The sequence below is a fragment of the Oerskovia enterophila genome (assembly GCF_044748475.1).
In the GTDB taxonomy this organism is placed as follows: domain Bacteria; phylum Actinomycetota; class Actinomycetes; order Actinomycetales; family Cellulomonadaceae; genus Oerskovia; species Oerskovia enterophila.
In genome coordinates this window covers 335,890-351,592 of the sequence record NZ_JBIVFZ010000002.1, presented here as the reverse complement: position 1 = coordinate 351,592, position 15,703 = coordinate 335,890, and the positions used below count along the sequence as shown (strand labels likewise).

Sequence of the window (15,703 nt, the reverse complement as noted above, 5' to 3'; positions counted from 1 at the left end):
GGGAGATGGTCAGGCGTCCCGACGCTTGAGCAGCACCGCGGCGACGACCAGGACCAGGACGGTCCAGCCGACGAGGACGCCGTAGCCGACCCACGGTTCGAGCGCGCCCGAGGCGGAGGCTCCGGTCATGGGGTCGATCGACCCGCCCGTGGCGAGCAGTCGCTCACCGGCTACCCCGGGGAGGAACTTGTAGATGTTCTCCACGACCTTGTTGCCCGTGGCCATCGCGACGATCGACAGGATCTGCGGGACCACCATGAGCAGGCCGACGACCGTGAAGATCGCTCCGGCCGTGCTCCGGAGCAGCGCGCCGATGCCGAGCGAGAGAGCCGAGATGGTCGCCACGTAGAGCGCCGCGCCGACGAGGATGCGCACGTTGTCGCTCGACCCGAGGTCCAGGGCCATGCCCTGGTTCGACAGCAGCGGGGCCGTGACGAGAGCCGAGAGGCCGACGCCGAGGAGCGTGACGACGAAGCTCGTCACGAAGAGCACGGCCAGCTTGGCGAAGAACGCCGGCAGGCGGCGCGGGACGGCGGAGAACGTCGAGCGGATCATGCCCGTGGAGTACTCGCCGGTGATCGCGAGCACTCCGAGCACCGCGATGGCGAGCTGTCCGACCGAGTAGCCGATCGTCACGATCGTCGCCGAGGGGAAGAAGTCGGACATCGACGCGCCGTCGGCCCCGCTCGTCTCGACGTCGGGGATGTTGATGATCGCGGCGAACATCAGTGCGATCCCGACCATGACCACGACCGTGATCGCGAGCGTCCACACGGTCGAGCGCAGGGTCCAGAGCTTGATCCACTCGGACTTGAGGACACCGCCGAAGGTGAGGCGGGCGGACGAGGCGCGCTGCGCCGTCGGGCGTGCTGCGGAGACGGTGGCGGCGGTCATCGCTTGGCTCCTTCGGAGATCGGGGCGTCGGCCGGAGAGTCGACGCCGTGGCCCACGTGCTGGGTCGCGGACTCGGTCTGGTACTCGACCGAGTCGGCCGTGAGGAGCATGTACGCCTCCTCGAGGGTCGAGGTCACGGGCGTGAGCTCGTGCAGGACGATGCCGGACGCCGCGGCGAGCTCACCGATGCCGGGCGCCTCGACGCCCGTGATCTGGAGCAGGCTGGGCTCGTCCGACGTCACCGTCGCGCCGTCGCGGGTCAGCAGCTCGGCGAGCTGCGTGGCCTGCGGGGTGCGGACGCGGACCGTGTGCTGGGCGCCGCCGTCGACGATGTCCTTGACGGGCGCGTTCGCGATGATGCGCCCCTTGCCGATCACGATGATGTGGTCCGCGGTCAGCGCGACCTCGCTCATGAGGTGGCTGGACAGGAAGACCGTCCGCCCCTCGGACGCGAGGTAGCGGGCCAGGTTGCGGACCCACAGGACGCCCTCGGGGTCGAGGCCGTTGACCGGCTCGTCGAGGATGAGCGTCTTGGGGTCGCCCAGCAGCGCTGACGCGATGCCCAGGCGCTGGCCCATGCCGAGCGAGAAGCCGCCGACGCGCTTCTTCGCGACCGACTGCAGGCCGGTCATCTCGATGACCTCCTGCACGCGGGTCTTCGGGATGTTGTGCGTGGCCGCCATCGCGAGGAGGTGGTTGTAGGCGCTGCGGCCCGTGTGCACGGCCTTCGCGTCGAGGAGGGCCCCGACCTCGGTCAGGGGCGAACGGTGCGCGGCGTAGGGCTGACCGTTGACGGTCACGGAACCGGCCGTCGGGCGGTCGAGTCCCATGATCATGCGCATCGTGGTCGACTTGCCGGCGCCGTTCGGGCCCAGGAAGCCCGTGACCTGGCCGGGCTGGACGGTGAAGGAGATCCCGTCGACAGCTGTCTTGGGCCCGTACCGCTTGGTCAGGCCTCGTGCTTCGATCATGCTCGCCCCTCGGGTGGGTTGCGTGTGGTGGCTCGTACGTCCTCCAGCCTAGGGACCGGGACGTCCGCAGGGATGCCCCCGCACGGTCGATCTTCACGACCGGGTCGCATACGCCGCAAGGATGACGTCGTCGACCAGGGGAGCGATCCTGCGCCCCGAGCGGGTGGAAAAGTCGGACGAAGCCCCCGGGAACACCGGCGCGAACCCGCTCGTTGCATAGGATGGAAACACGGCCAGCGACACCCGCCTCGCCAGAGGGCACTGGACGCCGCGACCAGGAGGAAGCATGAGCAACCCCGTCTTCAACAACAGCGCCATCTTCGGCGAGCCCAAGCGCGCGCGCACCAACCAGGGGGCTGCGGGCACCGTCCAGCAGAACCCCGCGTACGGCACGCCGCCGCAGCAGGCCCAGTACGGCAGCTACGGCGCCCAGGCGGCCGACGCCGCGTCGCTCGACGCCATGTACAACGCGCCGACCGCGACGACCGCGGACACCAAGCGCCTGACGTACGACGACGTCATCATCAAGACCGGTGGGCTGCTCGCTCTGCTCGTCGTCGTGGGCGCCGCGAGCTGGCAGCTCGTCGACACCATGCCGTTCCTGTGGATCGGCGGCGCGATCGTCGGCCTGGTCCTGGGTCTGGTCAACGCGTTCAAGAAGAGCCCGAGCCCCGCGCTCATCGTGGCGTACACGATCGCGCAGGGCGCGTTCCTCGGTGGGATCAGCGCGTACTACAACGCGCAGTTCGACGGCGTCGTGCTCCAGGCGGTCCTCGCGACCGTCGTGACGTTCACCGCCGCGCTCTTCCTCTTCAAGTCCGGCAAGGTGCGCGTCACGCCCAAGTTCACGCGCTGGCTGCTCATCGCGATGGTCGGCTACCTGGCCTTCTCGCTCATCAACATGGTCCTCATCATGACGGGCGTCCTCGACGGCTGGGGCGCACGTGGCGGCACGCTCGGCATCATCGTCGGTCTCGTCGCGGTCGGCCTCGCGGCGGCCTCGCTCATCGTCGACTTCGACTCGATCAAGCGCGGCGTCGAGGGCGGCGTCCCCGCCAAGTTCGCCTGGTCGGCCGCGTTCGGCCTCATGGTCACGCTCATCTGGCTGTACCTCGAGTTCCTGCGCCTGTTCGCGATCCTGCAGAGCAGCGACTGACCTTGGCCGACGCCCGGAAGAAGTCCCCGGCACCCGCTTCGGAACCCGTTCCGACGCGGGTGCCGGTCTTTGCCGCCGGCCTCGTGCTGGCTGCCTTCACGCTGCTCGCCCTCCAGGTTCCCTACGGGCTCCTCGTGGGTCGCAGCCTCCCCAACGCCGTCGCGTGGATCACGGTCGCCGCGGTCGTCATCCTGCTCGTGATGCTCACGGCCGGTGCGGTCGTCGCCTGGCTCGGGCACCGCATCTCGCGCGAGTGGGACGACCGCAAGGCGACCACGCTCTTCTTCGTGCTCGGTTTCGTCGGGGTGGGGATCTGGAGCTTCATGGTGCTCGGCTCGCTGCTGAGCGCCGCGACCGGGAACCCGGGCACCGCGACGAGCGGCGTCGCCCTGGCCTCGGTGCTGTACCTGGCCGTGGCGGGAGGGCTGAGCGGCGCCGTCGGGCGGTACTTCGCACGTGACGCTGCGGACCGTCCCCTGCTCGTCGTGGTCCTCGGGGTCGCTGTCGCCCTGTGTGCCGTGCTGGGCGGGATGGCCCTCGGCAGCGCATGATCGGTGCATGAAGTTCGCACACCACATCTCCGACCTCGTCGGCGGGACACCCCTGGTCCGGCTCGGATCGGTGACCGACGGCCTCTCTGCGACGATCCTCGCCAAGGTCGAGTACCTCAATCCCGGCGGCTCAGTGAAGGACCGCATCGCGCTCAAGATGATCGAGGCGGCCGAGGCCTCCGGCGAGCTCGCTCCCGGCGGCACGATCGTCGAGCCGACCTCGGGGAACACCGGGGTCGGGCTCGCGCTCGTGGCGCAGCGCAAGGGGTACGACTGCGTGTTCGTCTGCCCCGACAAGGTGAGCCAGGACAAGCGTGACGTGCTGGCCGCCTACGGGGCGCGCGTCGTCGTGACCCCCACGGCCGTGGCTCCCGACCACCCCGACTCCTACTACTCGGTCTCGGACAGGCTCGTCGCCGAGATCCCCGGGGCCTGGAAGCCCAACCAGTACGCCAACCCCAACGGCCCCGCGTCCCACTACGAGAGCACGGGCCCGGAGATCTGGGCCGACACCGACGGCCGCGTCACGCACCTCGTGGCGGGCGTCGGGACGGGCGGGACCATCACGGGGACCGGTCGGTACCTCAAGGACGTGTCGGCCCCGCGGGAGGCCGAGGCCGGTGGCCGGGTGCACGTCGTCGGGGCCGACCCCGCCGGGTCCGTCTACTCGGGCGGCGACGGTCGTCCCTACCTGGTCGAGGGCGTGGGCGAGGACTTCTGGCCCGCCGCGTACGACCCGACCGTGCCCGACGAGATCATCGCCGTGAGCGACGCCGACTCGTTCGAGATGACGCGCCGGCTCGCGCGCGAGGAGGGCCTGCTCGTGGGCGGCTCGTGCGGCATGGCCGTGGTCGCGGCGCTGCGGCTGGCCCGTCGGCTCGAGGACGAGGACCCCGAGGCCGCGGCACGCGCCGTGGTCGTCGTGATCCTGCCCGACGGCGGGCGCGGCTACCTGTCCAAGATCTTCAACGACTCCTGGATGCGGTCCTACGGGTTCCTCGACGCCGAGGAGGGCGTGACCGCGGGCGACATGCTGCGCTCCAAGAGCGGGCAGCTGCCGGACCTGGTCCACACCCACCCGGGCGAGACCGTGCGCGACGCGATCGAGATCCTGCGCGAGTACGGCGTCTCGCAGATGCCCGTCGTCGGGGCCGAGCCGCCCGTCAAGATCGGCGAGGTGGCGGGGGCCGTGAGCGAGCGGGCCCTGCTGGACGCGGTGTTCTCGGGCAAGGCGTCGCTCGCCGACCGGGTGGACAAGCACATGGAGGCGCGGTTCCCGCTCATCGGGGCGGGCGAGGGCGTCGCGGCGATCCGCTCGGCGCTGCACGACGCCGACGCGCTGCTCGTGATCGACGACGGCGACCCGGTCGGGGTGCTCACGCGCCACGACCTGCTGGGTTTCCTGGCGCACTGACGGCCGCTGGTCCGCCGGCCCGCCGAGGGTGACGGAACCGCCCGCCGAGGGTGACATCGGATGTCACCCTCGGCGTCGGTGGCGGTCACCCTCGGCGAACGGGCGTCACCCTCGGGGCCGATCCAGGTCACCCTCGGCGTTCGAGGTGAGGGTCCACGCCACGAGCCAGCAACCAACGGCCAGCAGCACCCCGTGCGCGATCCGTCCTGCCGGAGGCGTGAAGAACTGCGGCAGGTAGAGCGCGAGCCCCGCTGCGAGCGGGACGCCCACCCAGCGGGGCACGAGCCCGCCGCGCCACGCGGCCACGGCCACGAGCACCCCGCTCGCGCCGATCGTCAGCAGACCCGCGCCGAACATCGTCACCGCGACGGGCTGCATCCGGACGGCCTCGATCGTCGTCAGGAAGTCGAGGCTGCCGGTCGAGAGGGCATCCTGCGCGATCGCATGGATCCCGAAGATCTCCGCCCCGAAGTAGGGCAGGACCAGCCCCGCTCCCAGCCAGCTCGTCACCACCGCGCCCGACGCCGGAGCCTGGCCCCGCGTCCCGGCGAGCCGTTCGCGCAGCGCAAGGAACGTGGCGGGGAGCAGCACGAAGCCCGCCGCACCGCACAGGTGCGCAGCGATCCAACGCCTCGAGGCGAACGCGGCGGCGAGCTCCGGCGCGGCGACGTCCTCGGGGACCCACGGGCGTACGAGCGGGAACGCGAGGAAGAGAACGCCCGTGACCACGAGCAGGATCGCTCCAGTGCGGGGGCGGACGAGGCCCAGGTCGGGGCGGGTCCGGTCGATCGACGGTGCGTTCATGGCGGCTCTCCTTCGGTGGGTGGGACGGCGGTCGTGTCAGGACGTGGCGGGGCGGGCGAGGTCCGCGATCCCGACCACGAGCAGGCCGACGAGGACCTCGAAGCTGTGGTCGACGTCGTCGGGCATGCCGAACCCGCCCAGGAGCTCGAGCGAGACGAACCCGTGGACCGCCGACCGCACCGCGCGGATCGCGTCGACCGTCGAGGCCTCCGGCAGGCCGAACCCGCGCAGGACTGCCGCGACGACCGCGACGGACTCGGCGCCCGCGAGCGACAGCGGGTCGTCGGCCTGCGCGCCGAGGTCGGGCGAGACCTGCGTCGCGGCGTACCTGCCCGGGTGCTCGCGCGCGAAGCCGCGGATCGCGTGCGCGAGCGCGGAGAGCGCGTCCGGGCCCGAGCGGCCGATCGTCGCTGCCGCCGCAGCGCGCGTGAGGTCGTCGACCGCGACCACGGCGACCGACCGCCGCAGGTCCGCGAGAGAGCCGACGTGCTTGTAGAGGCTCGGGGTCGCGACCCCGGCTGCCGCGGCGACCTTCGCGAGGGTGAGGTCGGCGAACCCTTGCGGGCCGCCGTCGTCCACGACCCGCAGCGCGAGGGCCGTGACCGCCTCGCGGCTCAGGCCCGCCCTAGCCACGGGCGGCCCAGCCGTGCGCACCGGCGGACGAGCGCAGGCCGTCGAGGAACGCGCGGGTCGCGGGCGCGACCACGTCGGGGGACTGGTGCTGCGGATAGTGCCCGACGTCGGGCACCAGGTGGCCCTGCGCACCGATCGACTCCTGGATCCACGCGAGCTCGGCGGCCTGGTCCGAGAAGTCGGGGTCGAGTGACCCCATGAACGCGATCGCGGGGGCGTGGACCTCGGGGAGCCGCGCCTCGACCGGTGCGTGCGTGAGGGCGAGCGCGAGCTCGCGGAAGCTGCGCAGACGACCGGGCTCGCGCATCGAGGTGCGGAGCGCGGCCACGTGCTCGGCATGCCACGGGGCCTTGCGCCCCTTGGTCAGCGACGAGTAGAAGCCGGCCCACGCGGCGGCGCCCCAGGGGCGGGCCAGGGTGATGCGGTAGAGCAACCGGTTCGCGCGGGCGCGGGCGGCGCTCACGGCCGGGTCCCGCAGGAACGGGCCGAGGAGGACGAGGCCCGCGACGGCGTCGGGTCGCTCGGCGGCAGCCCACGTCGCGGCGCCGGCGCCCATCGAGCTCCCGACCAGTACCGCAGGCCCGCCCAGCTGCTCGACGAGCGCCAGGAGGTCCTGGCCCGTCACGACGTCGCCGTGCGTGCGGAAGGTCGTGTCGCTGTCGCCGTGGCCGCGCAGGTCGGTCACGGCGACGCGGTAGCCCGCGGCCACGAGCGGGGGCACGAGGTCGCGGTAGGTCGAGCGCAGGTCGCCCATGCCGGGGACGGCGACCACGAGCGGGCCCGTGCCGGTCACGGTGTACGCGATGCGCCCCTCGGGGCGGGGGAGGAACTCCACGGTCTGGTGAGTGCTCATAGCGAATAGGCTAATACCATTAGCCAAGGGTGTGCAAGAGGGGCACGTGGGTCTGTCCGTCACCCTCGGCAGGAGAGCCCGTCACCGTCGGCGGGCCGCCTCGAAGTGCCCCGCGTCGTCGCGCCGCTCCTCGGCCCGCACCACGTGCACGACCGCGTTGATGAGCGCGAGGTGCGTGAACGCCTGCGGGAAGTTCCCCAGGTGACGACCCGAGTGCGGGTCGATCTCCTCGGCGTACAGGTCGAGCTCGCTCGCGAACGACAGCAGCCGCTCGCACAGCGCCCGCGCCCGGTCGAGCTCCCCGACCTCGACGAGCGCCGACACGAGCCAGAACGAGCAGATCGTGAACGTCCCCTCCTCGCCCGAGAGCCCGTCGTCGGTCTCGTCGGTGCGGTACCTCAGCACGAGCCCGTTGACCGTGAGCTCGCTCGCGATCGCGTCGACCGTCGCGACCACGCGCGGGTCGTCGGACGGCAGGAACCGCAGGAGCGGGACGAGCAGCAGCGACGCGTCCAGGGTGTCCGAGCCGTAGCGCTGGACGAGCACCCCGCGCGCGTCGACTCCGTGCTCGAGCACGTCGGCGCGGATCTCGTCGGCCACGGCCTGCCACTGGTCGGCGTAGTCGGGCTCGTCGTACATCCGGGCCAGGCGCGCCCCGCGGTCGAGCGCGACCCAGCACATGACCTTCGACGACGTGAAGTGCTGGGGCTCGCCGCGGATCTCCCACAGCCCGCGGTCGGGCTCGTGCCAGTGCGCGGCGGCCTCCTCGACCTGAGCCTTGAGGACGGGCCACAGGGACTCGGGCAGCTGCTCGCGCGACTTGGCGTGCAGGTACACCGAGTCGAGCACGGCCCCCCACATGTCGTGCTGCTGCTGGTCGTACGCGGCGTTCCCGACGCGCACCGGTCGGGCGTCGTCGTACCCCGCGAGGTGGTCGAGCGTGCTCTCGGTGAGCTCGGTCTCGCCCCCCACGCCGTACATGATCTGCAGCTCGCGCCCGTCCCGGCAGACGTCGTGCACGAACGCGAAGAAGTCGTCGGCCTCGCGGTCGAGGCCCAGCGTGTACAGGCCCCACAGTGCGAACGTCGAGTCGCGGACCCACGCGTAGCGGTAGTCCCAGTTCCGCTCGCCCTGGGGCGCCTCGGGCAGGGACGTGGTCGCGGCGGCGAGCAGCGCCCCGGTCGGGGCGTACGTGAGCCCCTTGAGCGTGAGCGCGCTGCGCTGGAGGTACGAGCGCCACGGGTGGTCGGGGAAGACGCCCTGCGTGATCCAGTCGCGCCAGTACTGCTCGGTGCGGCCCAGGGCGTCGGCGGCCTCGGGCCAGGTCGTGGGGGTGGGACGGTCGGACCACGACAGCGTGACGTACGCGGTCTCGCCCGCGCTCATGCGCGTGCGGCCCTGCGCGCGACGGTCCTCGACGCCGAGCCGCAGGCTGCCGCTCAGGCGCAGGTCGGGGGTCGAGGCGTGCGCCGAGCGGGTCACGAGCGTGCTGTACGTGGGCCCCTCGTACTCCCACCGCGCGGGCTCGCGCCCGTAGTCCGGGAGCGGCTCGCACACGACCTCGACGTCCACGGTCCCGTTGACGCACACGATGGTGCGCAGCAGCATGTGCTCGGCGTCGCAGTCCGTGGGCGTGCGCCGGTGCGTCCGTGAGCGTTCGTCGACGTTGTGCCACGGCCCCATGAGCATCGCGTCGCGCACGACGAGCCAGCCCGTGGGCGTCTGCCACGTCGTCTCGAGCACGAGCGTGCCCGGCACGTAGCGCCGGGCCGCAGGCACGCGCGCGCCGTACGGCCCCACGCGGAACGAGCCCGCCCCCCGGTCGAGCACCGCCGCGAAGATGCTGGGCGCGTCGGGGCGCGGCACGCACATCCACTCGATCGCGCCGCTCGGGGCCACGAGCGCGTTGCACTCGCAGTCGGACAGGAACGCGTACTCCGCGATCCCGGGGTACGCCGAGCGCCGCCCGCTCGGCACCTGGGCGCCGCCCGCGTGCGTCACGGGCGAGTCGAGCCCGTCGCCCGCGTCCACGGGCCGGGCCGAGTCCGCCGGGGCGAGCGGGGCGGCGTCCTGGGTGGTCTCGCGATCGGCACGCGGAGCGTTCATGCAGCCAGCGTGCGCCTCGGGGCGGCAGTTGTCAGGTGGAGCGGTGCCCGACGGCGGAGCGCACCCAGGAGCGTGCGGTGCGCTCCGGCGTCGGGCACGCGGGACAAGCGAGCCGGGGCTCCCGGCGGCGCGACGCTTAGGCTTGTCCCCGAAACCCTGACTCCCACCGAGAGGTAGCACCATGAGCACGCAGCTCCCCACCGCGTCCGGCACGTTCGGCGACAAGCCCGTCCTGACGTTCCCCGAGGGCGGCGCACCCGCCGGCCTCCAGGTCCAGGTCCTCGAGGAGGGCAGCGGCCCCGTCGTCACCGCGGGTCGCACCATCGTCGTGAACTACCTGGGTCAGGTCTGGGACGGCGACATCTTCGACACTTCGTACGACCGCGGCCAGACCATCTCGTTCCCCATCGGGACCGGCGCGGTCATCGGCGGCTGGGACAAGGGCCTCGTGGGCCAGAACGTCGGCTCGCGCGTCCTGCTCTCGATCCCGCCGGAGCACGGCTACGGCATGCGCGGCGTCCCCCAGGCGGGCATCGGCGGCACGGACACGCTGGTCTTCGTGGTGGACGTCGTCGGGGTCCAGTGACTCCTCGCGACTGACGGGCCGGGGCCCTCAGGTCCTCACCGGGCGACGCTGCGCGTCACCGTGAACTTGGGGCCCCGGCCCGCCTGCGTCGTGGGGCCGACCGCGCGCTCGAGCGCGGGGCGGTAGCGCAGGTGCGAGTTGTAGACCGTCCACAGCTCGCCACCCGGGCGCAGCACGCGCCCCGCGGCCGCGAACATGCGGTGCGCGACGCCCGTGCTCAGGGCCGCGCCCTGGTGGAAGGGCGGGTTGCACAGCACGACGTCGGCGCTGCGGTCCGCGAGCGAGGAACCCACGTCGTCGCGCACCACGCGCAGCCGCTCGCCCACGCCGTCGGCCTCTGCCGTGGCGCGGGCCGAGCGCACCGCGGCCTCCGACTGGTCGGTCGCCACGACCAGGGCGTCCGGGCGCGAGCGCGCGAACGAGACCGCGAGGATGCCCGTGCCGCAGCCCAGGTCGACGGCATCGGTCGCACCGGGCGAGACCTGGTCGAGGAAACCCAGCAGGTAGCGCGTGCCGATGTCGAGGCTCGCGCCCGCGAACGCCGCGCCGTACGCGACCACGTCCAGGTCGAGCTCGCCCAGGTGCGCGGTCACGGGATACGTGAGGTCGACGGAGGGCCGGGGCCCGCGGGCCACCAGGACGCGCGACTTCTGCCGCGCGAGGCTCGCCCGCACGTCCGTGAAGGACTCCGCCAGCACGTCGTTCATGGCCGGGGTCATGTGCTTGAGGCGGCCCCCCGCGAGCAGGACCACGTCCGGGGCGGCGTACCGCGCCACGTGCTCCGCGACGTCGCGCAGGGCGGCGAGCGAGCGCGGGAGCTGGAGCACGACGACGCGTGCCCCCCGCAGCAGGTCCTCACCGAGCGGGAGATGGGTGAACGTGGCGTCCAGGCCGGGGAACGCGCCGCGCGACGCTTCCTGGGCATTGTGGTCCAGGGCGATCTCGCTCGTGAGGGCGTCCTGGTGGACCCGGACGCCCGAGAGCCCGTGCGCCACCACGGCACCCAGGGTCAGGGCCCCGAACCGGTCGTCGATCACGACGACCTCCCCGGGGCCGGTCGCGGCCAGGGCGCTCGCGGCCTCGTCGAGCAGCAGCCGGTCGGTCGCGTCGACCGCCACGAGCGTGGGGTCTGCCGTGCCGCCGCGCGGGAGACCCGGGCCGTCGTCGGACGCGAAGCGCTCGAGCCCCGCGAGGAGCCCGTCGAGGGCGGCCTGGTCGCGCGCGGACTCGGGGCGCTCGGGTGTACTGGGCGTGACGGGGTGGTCGGAGGTGGGGGAGGGCACAGGACAAGTCTGCCCTGCCCCGACCTGCCCGGCGTCAGCGCAGGTGGGCGGCCGCGGCCTCGCGGACCGCCGCCGCGACCCGGTCGAGCGTCGGGGAGTGCAGGCGCCACTGCTGCCAGTACTGCGGCACGGTCAGGCTCGCGGCGTCGTCGAACCCCACGAGCCGGCCTGCAGCCTCCGCCTCCTGGCTCTGGAGGTCGGGCAGCATGCCCCAGCCCATGCCGAGCTCGACCGCCCGCAGGAACTCGTGCGAGGCCGGGACGTGGTGGCGTGGGCCGCCCGCACGACCGCGCAGGTAGCGGTCCTGGAGGTCGTCCTTGCGGTCGAACACCAGGACGGGCGCCGCAGCGAGCGCGGCGGTCGTGGGACCGTCGGGGAACCAGCGCTCGACGAACGCGGGGCTCGCGAACGGGCGGTAGCGCATCCGGCCCAACGGCGTCGAGCGGCAGCCGGGCACGGCAGCGGCGACCGACGTGATCGTGGCGACGGCCGTGCCGTCCCGCAGGAGGTCGATCGAGTGGTCCTGGTCCTCGCGCAGGATCTCCAGCCGGGCCCAGGACGAGGCCTCGGCGAGCACGGGCAGGGCCCAGGTCGTCAGGGCGTCGCCCGTGATGACGAGCGTGATCTCCGGGGTGCTGCCCGAGGTCAGGTCCAGCTCGGCCAGGACCTCGGAGTGCTGGAGCGCGAGCCGGCGCGCGTGGCGCACGAGCACCTCGCCGGGCGCCGTGAGCGTCGCGGGCCGGCCCCGGCGCACCAGCACCTGGCCCACGGCGGCCTCGAGCGCACGCATGCGCTGGCTGATCGCGGACGGGGTCACGCCGAGGTGCTGCGCGGCGGCCTCGAACGTGCCCGTGGTCGCGATCGCGTCGAGCGTCCGGAGCTGGTCGGGCTGGAGGTCCACCATGAGCAGATCTTAAGGTTCTGCAGGAACATTCGCTGTACTGAACCTCGGGCCGTACCTACCGTGGAGGGCGTGACCACCCTCGCGCCCCTGCTCGCCGGCCTCGGCACCGGACTGTCCCTGATCGTCGCGATCGGGTCGCAGAACGCGTTCGTGCTCCGGCAGGGGCTGCGGCGCGAGCACGTCCTGCCCGTGGTCCTGGTGTGCGCGCTGTCGGACCTGGTGCTCGTCGCGGCAGGCGTCGCAGGCTTGGGAGTGCTCGTCTCGAACGCACCCGTGCTGCTCGCGGTCGTGCGCTGGGGCGGGGCCGCGTTCCTGCTCGTCCTGGCGGTGCAGGCCGCCCGGCGCGCGCTGCGTCCCGCGACCCTCGATGCGGCCGGAGGTGGGCTGCGGATGTCGGTGGGTGCCGCCGTCGGGACCGCGCTCGCCCTGACGTGGCTCAACCCGCACGTCTACCTCGACACGGTCCTGCTGCTCGGCTCGCTCGCGGCCGCGTACGGGGAGAGCGGGCGCTGGGTCTTCGGGGCCGGGGCGGGGATCGCGAGCATCCTGTGGTTCACGACGCTGGGATTCGGGGCGCGAGTGCTCGCCCCGGTCTTCGCACGACCCGTCGCGTGGCGCGTGCTCGACGGCGGGATCGCGCTCGTCATGGCCGTGCTCGCGGTCGTGCTCGTGGTGCGGTAGCTGGTCGAGCAGGGAGTCGGGGCTTCCCGGCACGACAGCGGCCCTCTCCGGTGTTCTGCACAGGGGGGCCGGCCGCGGCACTGTCGCATCGGTGCCGAGCACGAGGTTGCGGTCGCTATGACGGGTGTGGCGACCGCGACCTCGTGCTCGAGTGCGCGCAAGGTCGTGCTCGGGCATTGCCGATGGGTACGCGGCCCCGGCGGGCCCCGCCGTCTGGCACGCTGGGCGCGTGGACGAACAGAGCACCGAGACCCCGGCCCGCGTGGCCATCACCTACTGCACGCAGTGCAGCTGGATGCTGCGCGCGGCGTGGCTCGCGCAGGAGCTGCTGACGACGTTCGGGACCCGGCTCACCGAGGTGGCGCTGGTGCCCGGCACGGGCGGGATCTTCCAGATCCACGTGGGTGACGAGCTGGTGTGGGACCGCAAGGAGAAGAAGGGCTTCCCCGAGGTCCCGGTGCTCAAGCGGATCGTGCGCGACCGCGTGGCCCCCGGCCTCACGCTCGGTCACACCGACCGCGCCGGGGGCGCCTCCTAGCCGCTGCCTCCGGGCCGCTCAGACGACGCGAGGCGTCACTCGCCCGCCGCGGCCTTGTGCTCGGCCTCGCGGTTCGCGCGCGCGACCTTCTTGGCCTTCTTGAGGTCGCGCTCCTTGATGCGCTCCTCCTCGGCGCGGACCTCGGCCTGGACGGTGCGCTCGCGCTCGAGCCACGCCGGCGGGTCCTCACGGAGCTCGTTGATCTGCTCGGTGGTCAGTGCTTCCTCGACGCCGCCGCGGGCCAGACCCGCGATCGAGACGTTCAGGCGACCGGCGACGACGGGTCGCGGGTGGGGTCCGTTGCGGCGGAGCTCGACGAGCCACTCGGGCGGGTTGGTCTCCAGCTCCTCGAGCTGGCCGCGCGTGATGGTCCCCTCCTGGAACTCCTGGGGAGTGGCGGGAAGGTACACCCCGAGCTTCTTCGCCGCGGTAGCGGGCTTCATGGTCTGGGAGGAGTGCGGGGTGCTCATGGTCCCAGGGTATCGGTCCCGGCCGCGGTTCCTCGTCCCGGGGCGGCTAGTGTTGTCGGGTGGAAGAGACTGCGCGCAGCGCCGAGCACGAGGCCGAGCAACCGGCCGAGGACGTATCCGACGCGCAGGCCCTCGGCTTCCGCGTGGCCTACGTCCCCGGCGTCACCCCGTCCAAGTGGGTGCGGACGTGGATCGACCGGGTCCCCGACGTGCGCCTCGAGGCGCTCGCGGTGCCGTCCGCGCAGGTCGAGGCCCTCCTGCTCGACGGCGGAGCGGACGTCGCGATCCTGCGTCGCCCCGTGCGCAGCGAGGACCTGAGCCACATCGCGATGTACACCGAGGTGCCCGTCGTCGTCGTGCCGCGCGACCACGTCTTCGCGGCGCTCGAGAGTGACGAAGCGCTCACCGTGGCCGACCTCGCCGACGAGGTGCTGCTGCACCCGCTCGACGACGTGCTGGGCTGGGCCGAGGGCCCCGACGGCGCTGCCGCGGACGACGACCGGCCCGCGCTGCCCGGCAAGCCCGCGCGCGAGCGGCCCGCCACGACTGCCGACGCGATCGAGCTGGTCGCCGCGGGGATCGGGCTGCTCGTCGTGCCGCAGTCCCTCGCGCGGCTGCACCACCGCAAGGACCTGACGTACCGGCCGCTCGGCGACGGCCCCGAGGCGCCGGTCGCGCTGGGCTGGGTCACCGAGGACAAGACGGACCTCGTCGAGGAGTTCATCGGCATCGTGCGCGGCCGCACCGCGAACAGCTCGCGAGGCGTGGCCGGCCCGACGCCCCCCACGCCCGAGGTGAGCAAGAAGAAGGACGGGCGTTCGTCGTCGGGCAGCAAGAGCGGCGCAGGTGCCAAGGGGGCCCGGGCCACGAGCGCCGCCGCACGCAGCGGCGCCAAGCAGGCCCCGAGCGGCGGCAAGAAGTCCGGCAAGTCTGTCGCCAAGCGCCTCGGCAAGTCGCAGTCGATGAAGGGGCGCAAGAAGGGGCGCTGACGTCGCCGCGCCCCGCGCACAGGCGGCTCAGCGCCCGCCCGTGACGAACACGTCGAACAGCTCCGGGTGGTGCGCGTGCACCAGCACCGCGAACACGATCGCGTCGAACAGCAGGTGCACGCACACCACGTAGGTCAGCGACTTGGTGCGCGCGAAGATCCAGCCCTGGACCAGCGCGAACGGGATCGTCAGGAGCGGACCCCAGCTGCGGTAGCCCAGCTCCCACAGGAACGACACGAAGACCGTCGCCTGCAGGAGGTTCGCGGGCCACAGCGCGAAGTGGCGGCGCAGCAGCGCGAACACGACGCACACGAAGAACAGCTCGTCCCAGATCCCCACGGCGTTGACGCCCACGAAGAGCCGCGCGATCTCCTGCGGCGTCTCGATCGGCGGCCAGTTCTGGTAGGAGCCCGACCCGATGAAGTACGCGGGCAGGATCAGGTAGCCCGCGACCAGGACGACGAGCAGGTACACGATCTGCGTCCGGTTCCAGCGCCTGCCCGTGCGCACGGGGAACCGGATCGCGTCGTCGCGGTAGACGTAGCGCGAGACGGCCCACGGGACCAGCACCGCGAGCGAGAGCACCACGGCGAAGCGCGCGATCCCGGCGTCGCTCAGGTCCGCCGCGAGCGGGATGGTGCTGATGATGCCCATGCCGAGCGCGATCAGCAGCAGGTCGCGCCCGAGCCGCCGGTCGACCAGGAGTCCCAGCACCACGCCCGCGACGAGCGGGACGTACCCGAGCGGCCGCACGTGCACCGCGAACAGGAGGACCGCCGACCCGCACACGAGCGCCGCGGCGAGGAGCCGCCAGGCGACGCGCAGGGCCGTCTCGGGAGGGGCGGCGCTGCGGGCTGCGGTCACGCGCCC

The 15,703-nt window shown here is 72.8% G+C and carries 17 protein-coding genes; 7 read left to right on the top strand and 10 right to left on the bottom strand.

The genetic code is table 11. The features are described 5' to 3' along the window. Positions 1 to 9: 9 nt before the first annotated feature. Complete coding sequence (locus tag ACIPWA_RS06185; protein ID WP_056645794.1) at positions 10 to 894, bottom strand: ABC transporter permease subunit; 885 nt, start codon at positions 892 to 894, stop codon at positions 10 to 12. Further along, entirely contained in the window at positions 891 to 1,865 is a 975-nt protein-coding gene (locus ACIPWA_RS06180) for an ABC transporter ATP-binding protein (RefSeq protein WP_056645797.1), read from the bottom strand. The genes ACIPWA_RS06185 and ACIPWA_RS06180 overlap by 4 nt, the downstream gene beginning before the upstream one ends. A 286-nt stretch (positions 1,866 to 2,151) precedes the next feature. Here ACIPWA_RS06180 and ACIPWA_RS06175 point away from each other — a divergent pair, with 286 nt between their 5' ends. Genes ACIPWA_RS06175 through ACIPWA_RS06165 form a run of 3 tightly spaced genes read left to right on the top strand, consistent with a single transcriptional unit; the run spans position 2,152 to position 4,986 of the window. Next, positions 2,152 to 3,021 carry a Bax inhibitor-1/YccA family protein gene (locus tag ACIPWA_RS06175; RefSeq protein WP_400288831.1) on the top strand — a complete coding sequence of 290 codons (870 nt, stop codon included), beginning with the start codon at positions 2,152 to 2,154 and terminating at the stop codon, positions 3,019 to 3,021. A gap of 59 nt (positions 3,022 to 3,080) precedes the next feature. Continuing rightward, a complete protein-coding gene (locus ACIPWA_RS06170; RefSeq protein WP_157257357.1) occupies positions 3,081 to 3,572 on the top strand; it encodes a hypothetical protein in 492 nt (163 codons plus the stop codon). 7 nt (positions 3,573 to 3,579) lie between these two features. After that, positions 3,580 to 4,986, top strand: a complete 1,407-nt coding sequence (locus ACIPWA_RS06165; RefSeq protein ID WP_068707379.1) for a cystathionine beta-synthase — start codon at positions 3,580 to 3,582, stop codon at positions 4,984 to 4,986. A 105-nt stretch (positions 4,987 to 5,091) separates the two neighbouring features. Here the strand turns inward: ACIPWA_RS06165 and ACIPWA_RS06160 are convergent, their stop codons facing one another. The 4 genes from ACIPWA_RS06160 to ACIPWA_RS06145 all read right to left on the bottom strand — a co-directional run bounded on the left by ACIPWA_RS06160 (position 5,092) and on the right by ACIPWA_RS06145 (position 9,382). Further along, positions 5,092 to 5,790 (bottom strand): hypothetical protein, encoded by a 699-nt coding sequence (locus tag ACIPWA_RS06160; RefSeq protein ID WP_400288830.1) that lies wholly within the window; start codon positions 5,788 to 5,790, stop codon positions 5,092 to 5,094. A 36-nt stretch (positions 5,791 to 5,826) separates the two neighbouring features. Beyond that, on the bottom strand, positions 5,827 to 6,423 hold the full coding sequence (locus ACIPWA_RS06155) for a TetR/AcrR family transcriptional regulator (protein WP_082848744.1): 597 nt from the start codon (positions 6,421 to 6,423) through the stop codon (positions 5,827 to 5,829). Then, the gene (locus tag ACIPWA_RS06150; protein ID WP_400288828.1) at positions 6,416 to 7,276 is read right to left on the bottom strand and encodes an alpha/beta fold hydrolase; all 861 of its coding nucleotides are present in this window, start codon (positions 7,274 to 7,276) and stop codon (positions 6,416 to 6,418) included. The genes ACIPWA_RS06155 and ACIPWA_RS06150 overlap by 8 nt, the downstream gene beginning before the upstream one ends. 81 nt (positions 7,277 to 7,357) lie before the next feature. Next, on the bottom strand, positions 7,358 to 9,382 hold the full coding sequence (locus ACIPWA_RS06145; RefSeq protein WP_400288824.1) for a glycoside hydrolase family 15 protein: 2,025 nt from the start codon (positions 9,380 to 9,382) through the stop codon (positions 7,358 to 7,360). 181 nt (positions 9,383 to 9,563) lie between these two features. On the opposite strand from ACIPWA_RS06145, the gene ACIPWA_RS06140 reads away from it, so the two are divergent. After that, on the top strand, positions 9,564 to 9,968 hold the full coding sequence (locus ACIPWA_RS06140) for an FKBP-type peptidyl-prolyl cis-trans isomerase (protein ID WP_056645814.1): 405 nt from the start codon (positions 9,564 to 9,566) through the stop codon (positions 9,966 to 9,968). Between the two features lie 35 nt (positions 9,969 to 10,003). On the opposite strand, the gene ACIPWA_RS06135 is transcribed toward ACIPWA_RS06140, so the two are convergent. Together ACIPWA_RS06135 and ACIPWA_RS06130 are read right to left on the bottom strand one after the other, a co-directional pair. Then, positions 10,004 to 11,251, bottom strand: a complete 1,248-nt coding sequence (locus ACIPWA_RS06135; RefSeq protein ID WP_400288822.1) for a class I SAM-dependent methyltransferase — start codon at positions 11,249 to 11,251, stop codon at positions 10,004 to 10,006. Between the two features lie 34 nt (positions 11,252 to 11,285). After that, a complete protein-coding gene (locus ACIPWA_RS06130; RefSeq protein ID WP_056764133.1) occupies positions 11,286 to 12,155 on the bottom strand; it encodes an ArgP/LysG family DNA-binding transcriptional regulator in 870 nt (289 codons plus the stop codon). 69 nt (positions 12,156 to 12,224) lie between these two features. Here ACIPWA_RS06130 and ACIPWA_RS06125 point away from each other — a divergent pair, with 69 nt between their 5' ends. Then, a complete protein-coding gene (locus ACIPWA_RS06125) occupies positions 12,225 to 12,836 on the top strand; it encodes a LysE/ArgO family amino acid transporter (protein ID WP_400288820.1) in 612 nt (203 codons plus the stop codon). A 229-nt stretch (positions 12,837 to 13,065) separates the two neighbouring features. Beyond that, positions 13,066 to 13,374: an Rdx family protein gene (locus tag ACIPWA_RS06120; RefSeq protein ID WP_400288818.1), complete on the top strand. Its 309-nt coding sequence runs from the start codon at positions 13,066 to 13,068 to the stop codon at positions 13,372 to 13,374. Positions 13,375 to 13,409: 35 nt separating this feature from the next. Here ACIPWA_RS06120 and ACIPWA_RS06115 read toward each other — a convergent pair whose 3' ends face one another. Next, entirely contained in the window at positions 13,410 to 13,844 is a 435-nt protein-coding gene (locus ACIPWA_RS06115; RefSeq protein ID WP_056645819.1) for a DUF5997 family protein, read from the bottom strand. A gap of 59 nt (positions 13,845 to 13,903) precedes the next feature. Between ACIPWA_RS06115 and ACIPWA_RS06110 the strand changes: the two genes are divergently transcribed. Continuing rightward, positions 13,904 to 14,833 carry a LysR family substrate-binding domain-containing protein gene (locus tag ACIPWA_RS06110; protein WP_400288814.1) on the top strand — a complete coding sequence of 310 codons (930 nt, stop codon included), beginning with the start codon at positions 13,904 to 13,906 and terminating at the stop codon, positions 14,831 to 14,833. A 27-nt stretch (positions 14,834 to 14,860) separates the two neighbouring features. Here ACIPWA_RS06110 and ACIPWA_RS06105 read toward each other — a convergent pair whose 3' ends face one another. After that, complete coding sequence (locus ACIPWA_RS06105; RefSeq protein ID WP_400288812.1) at positions 14,861 to 15,697, bottom strand: CPBP family glutamic-type intramembrane protease; 837 nt, start codon at positions 15,695 to 15,697, stop codon at positions 14,861 to 14,863. Positions 15,698 to 15,703: the final 6 nt, after the last annotated feature.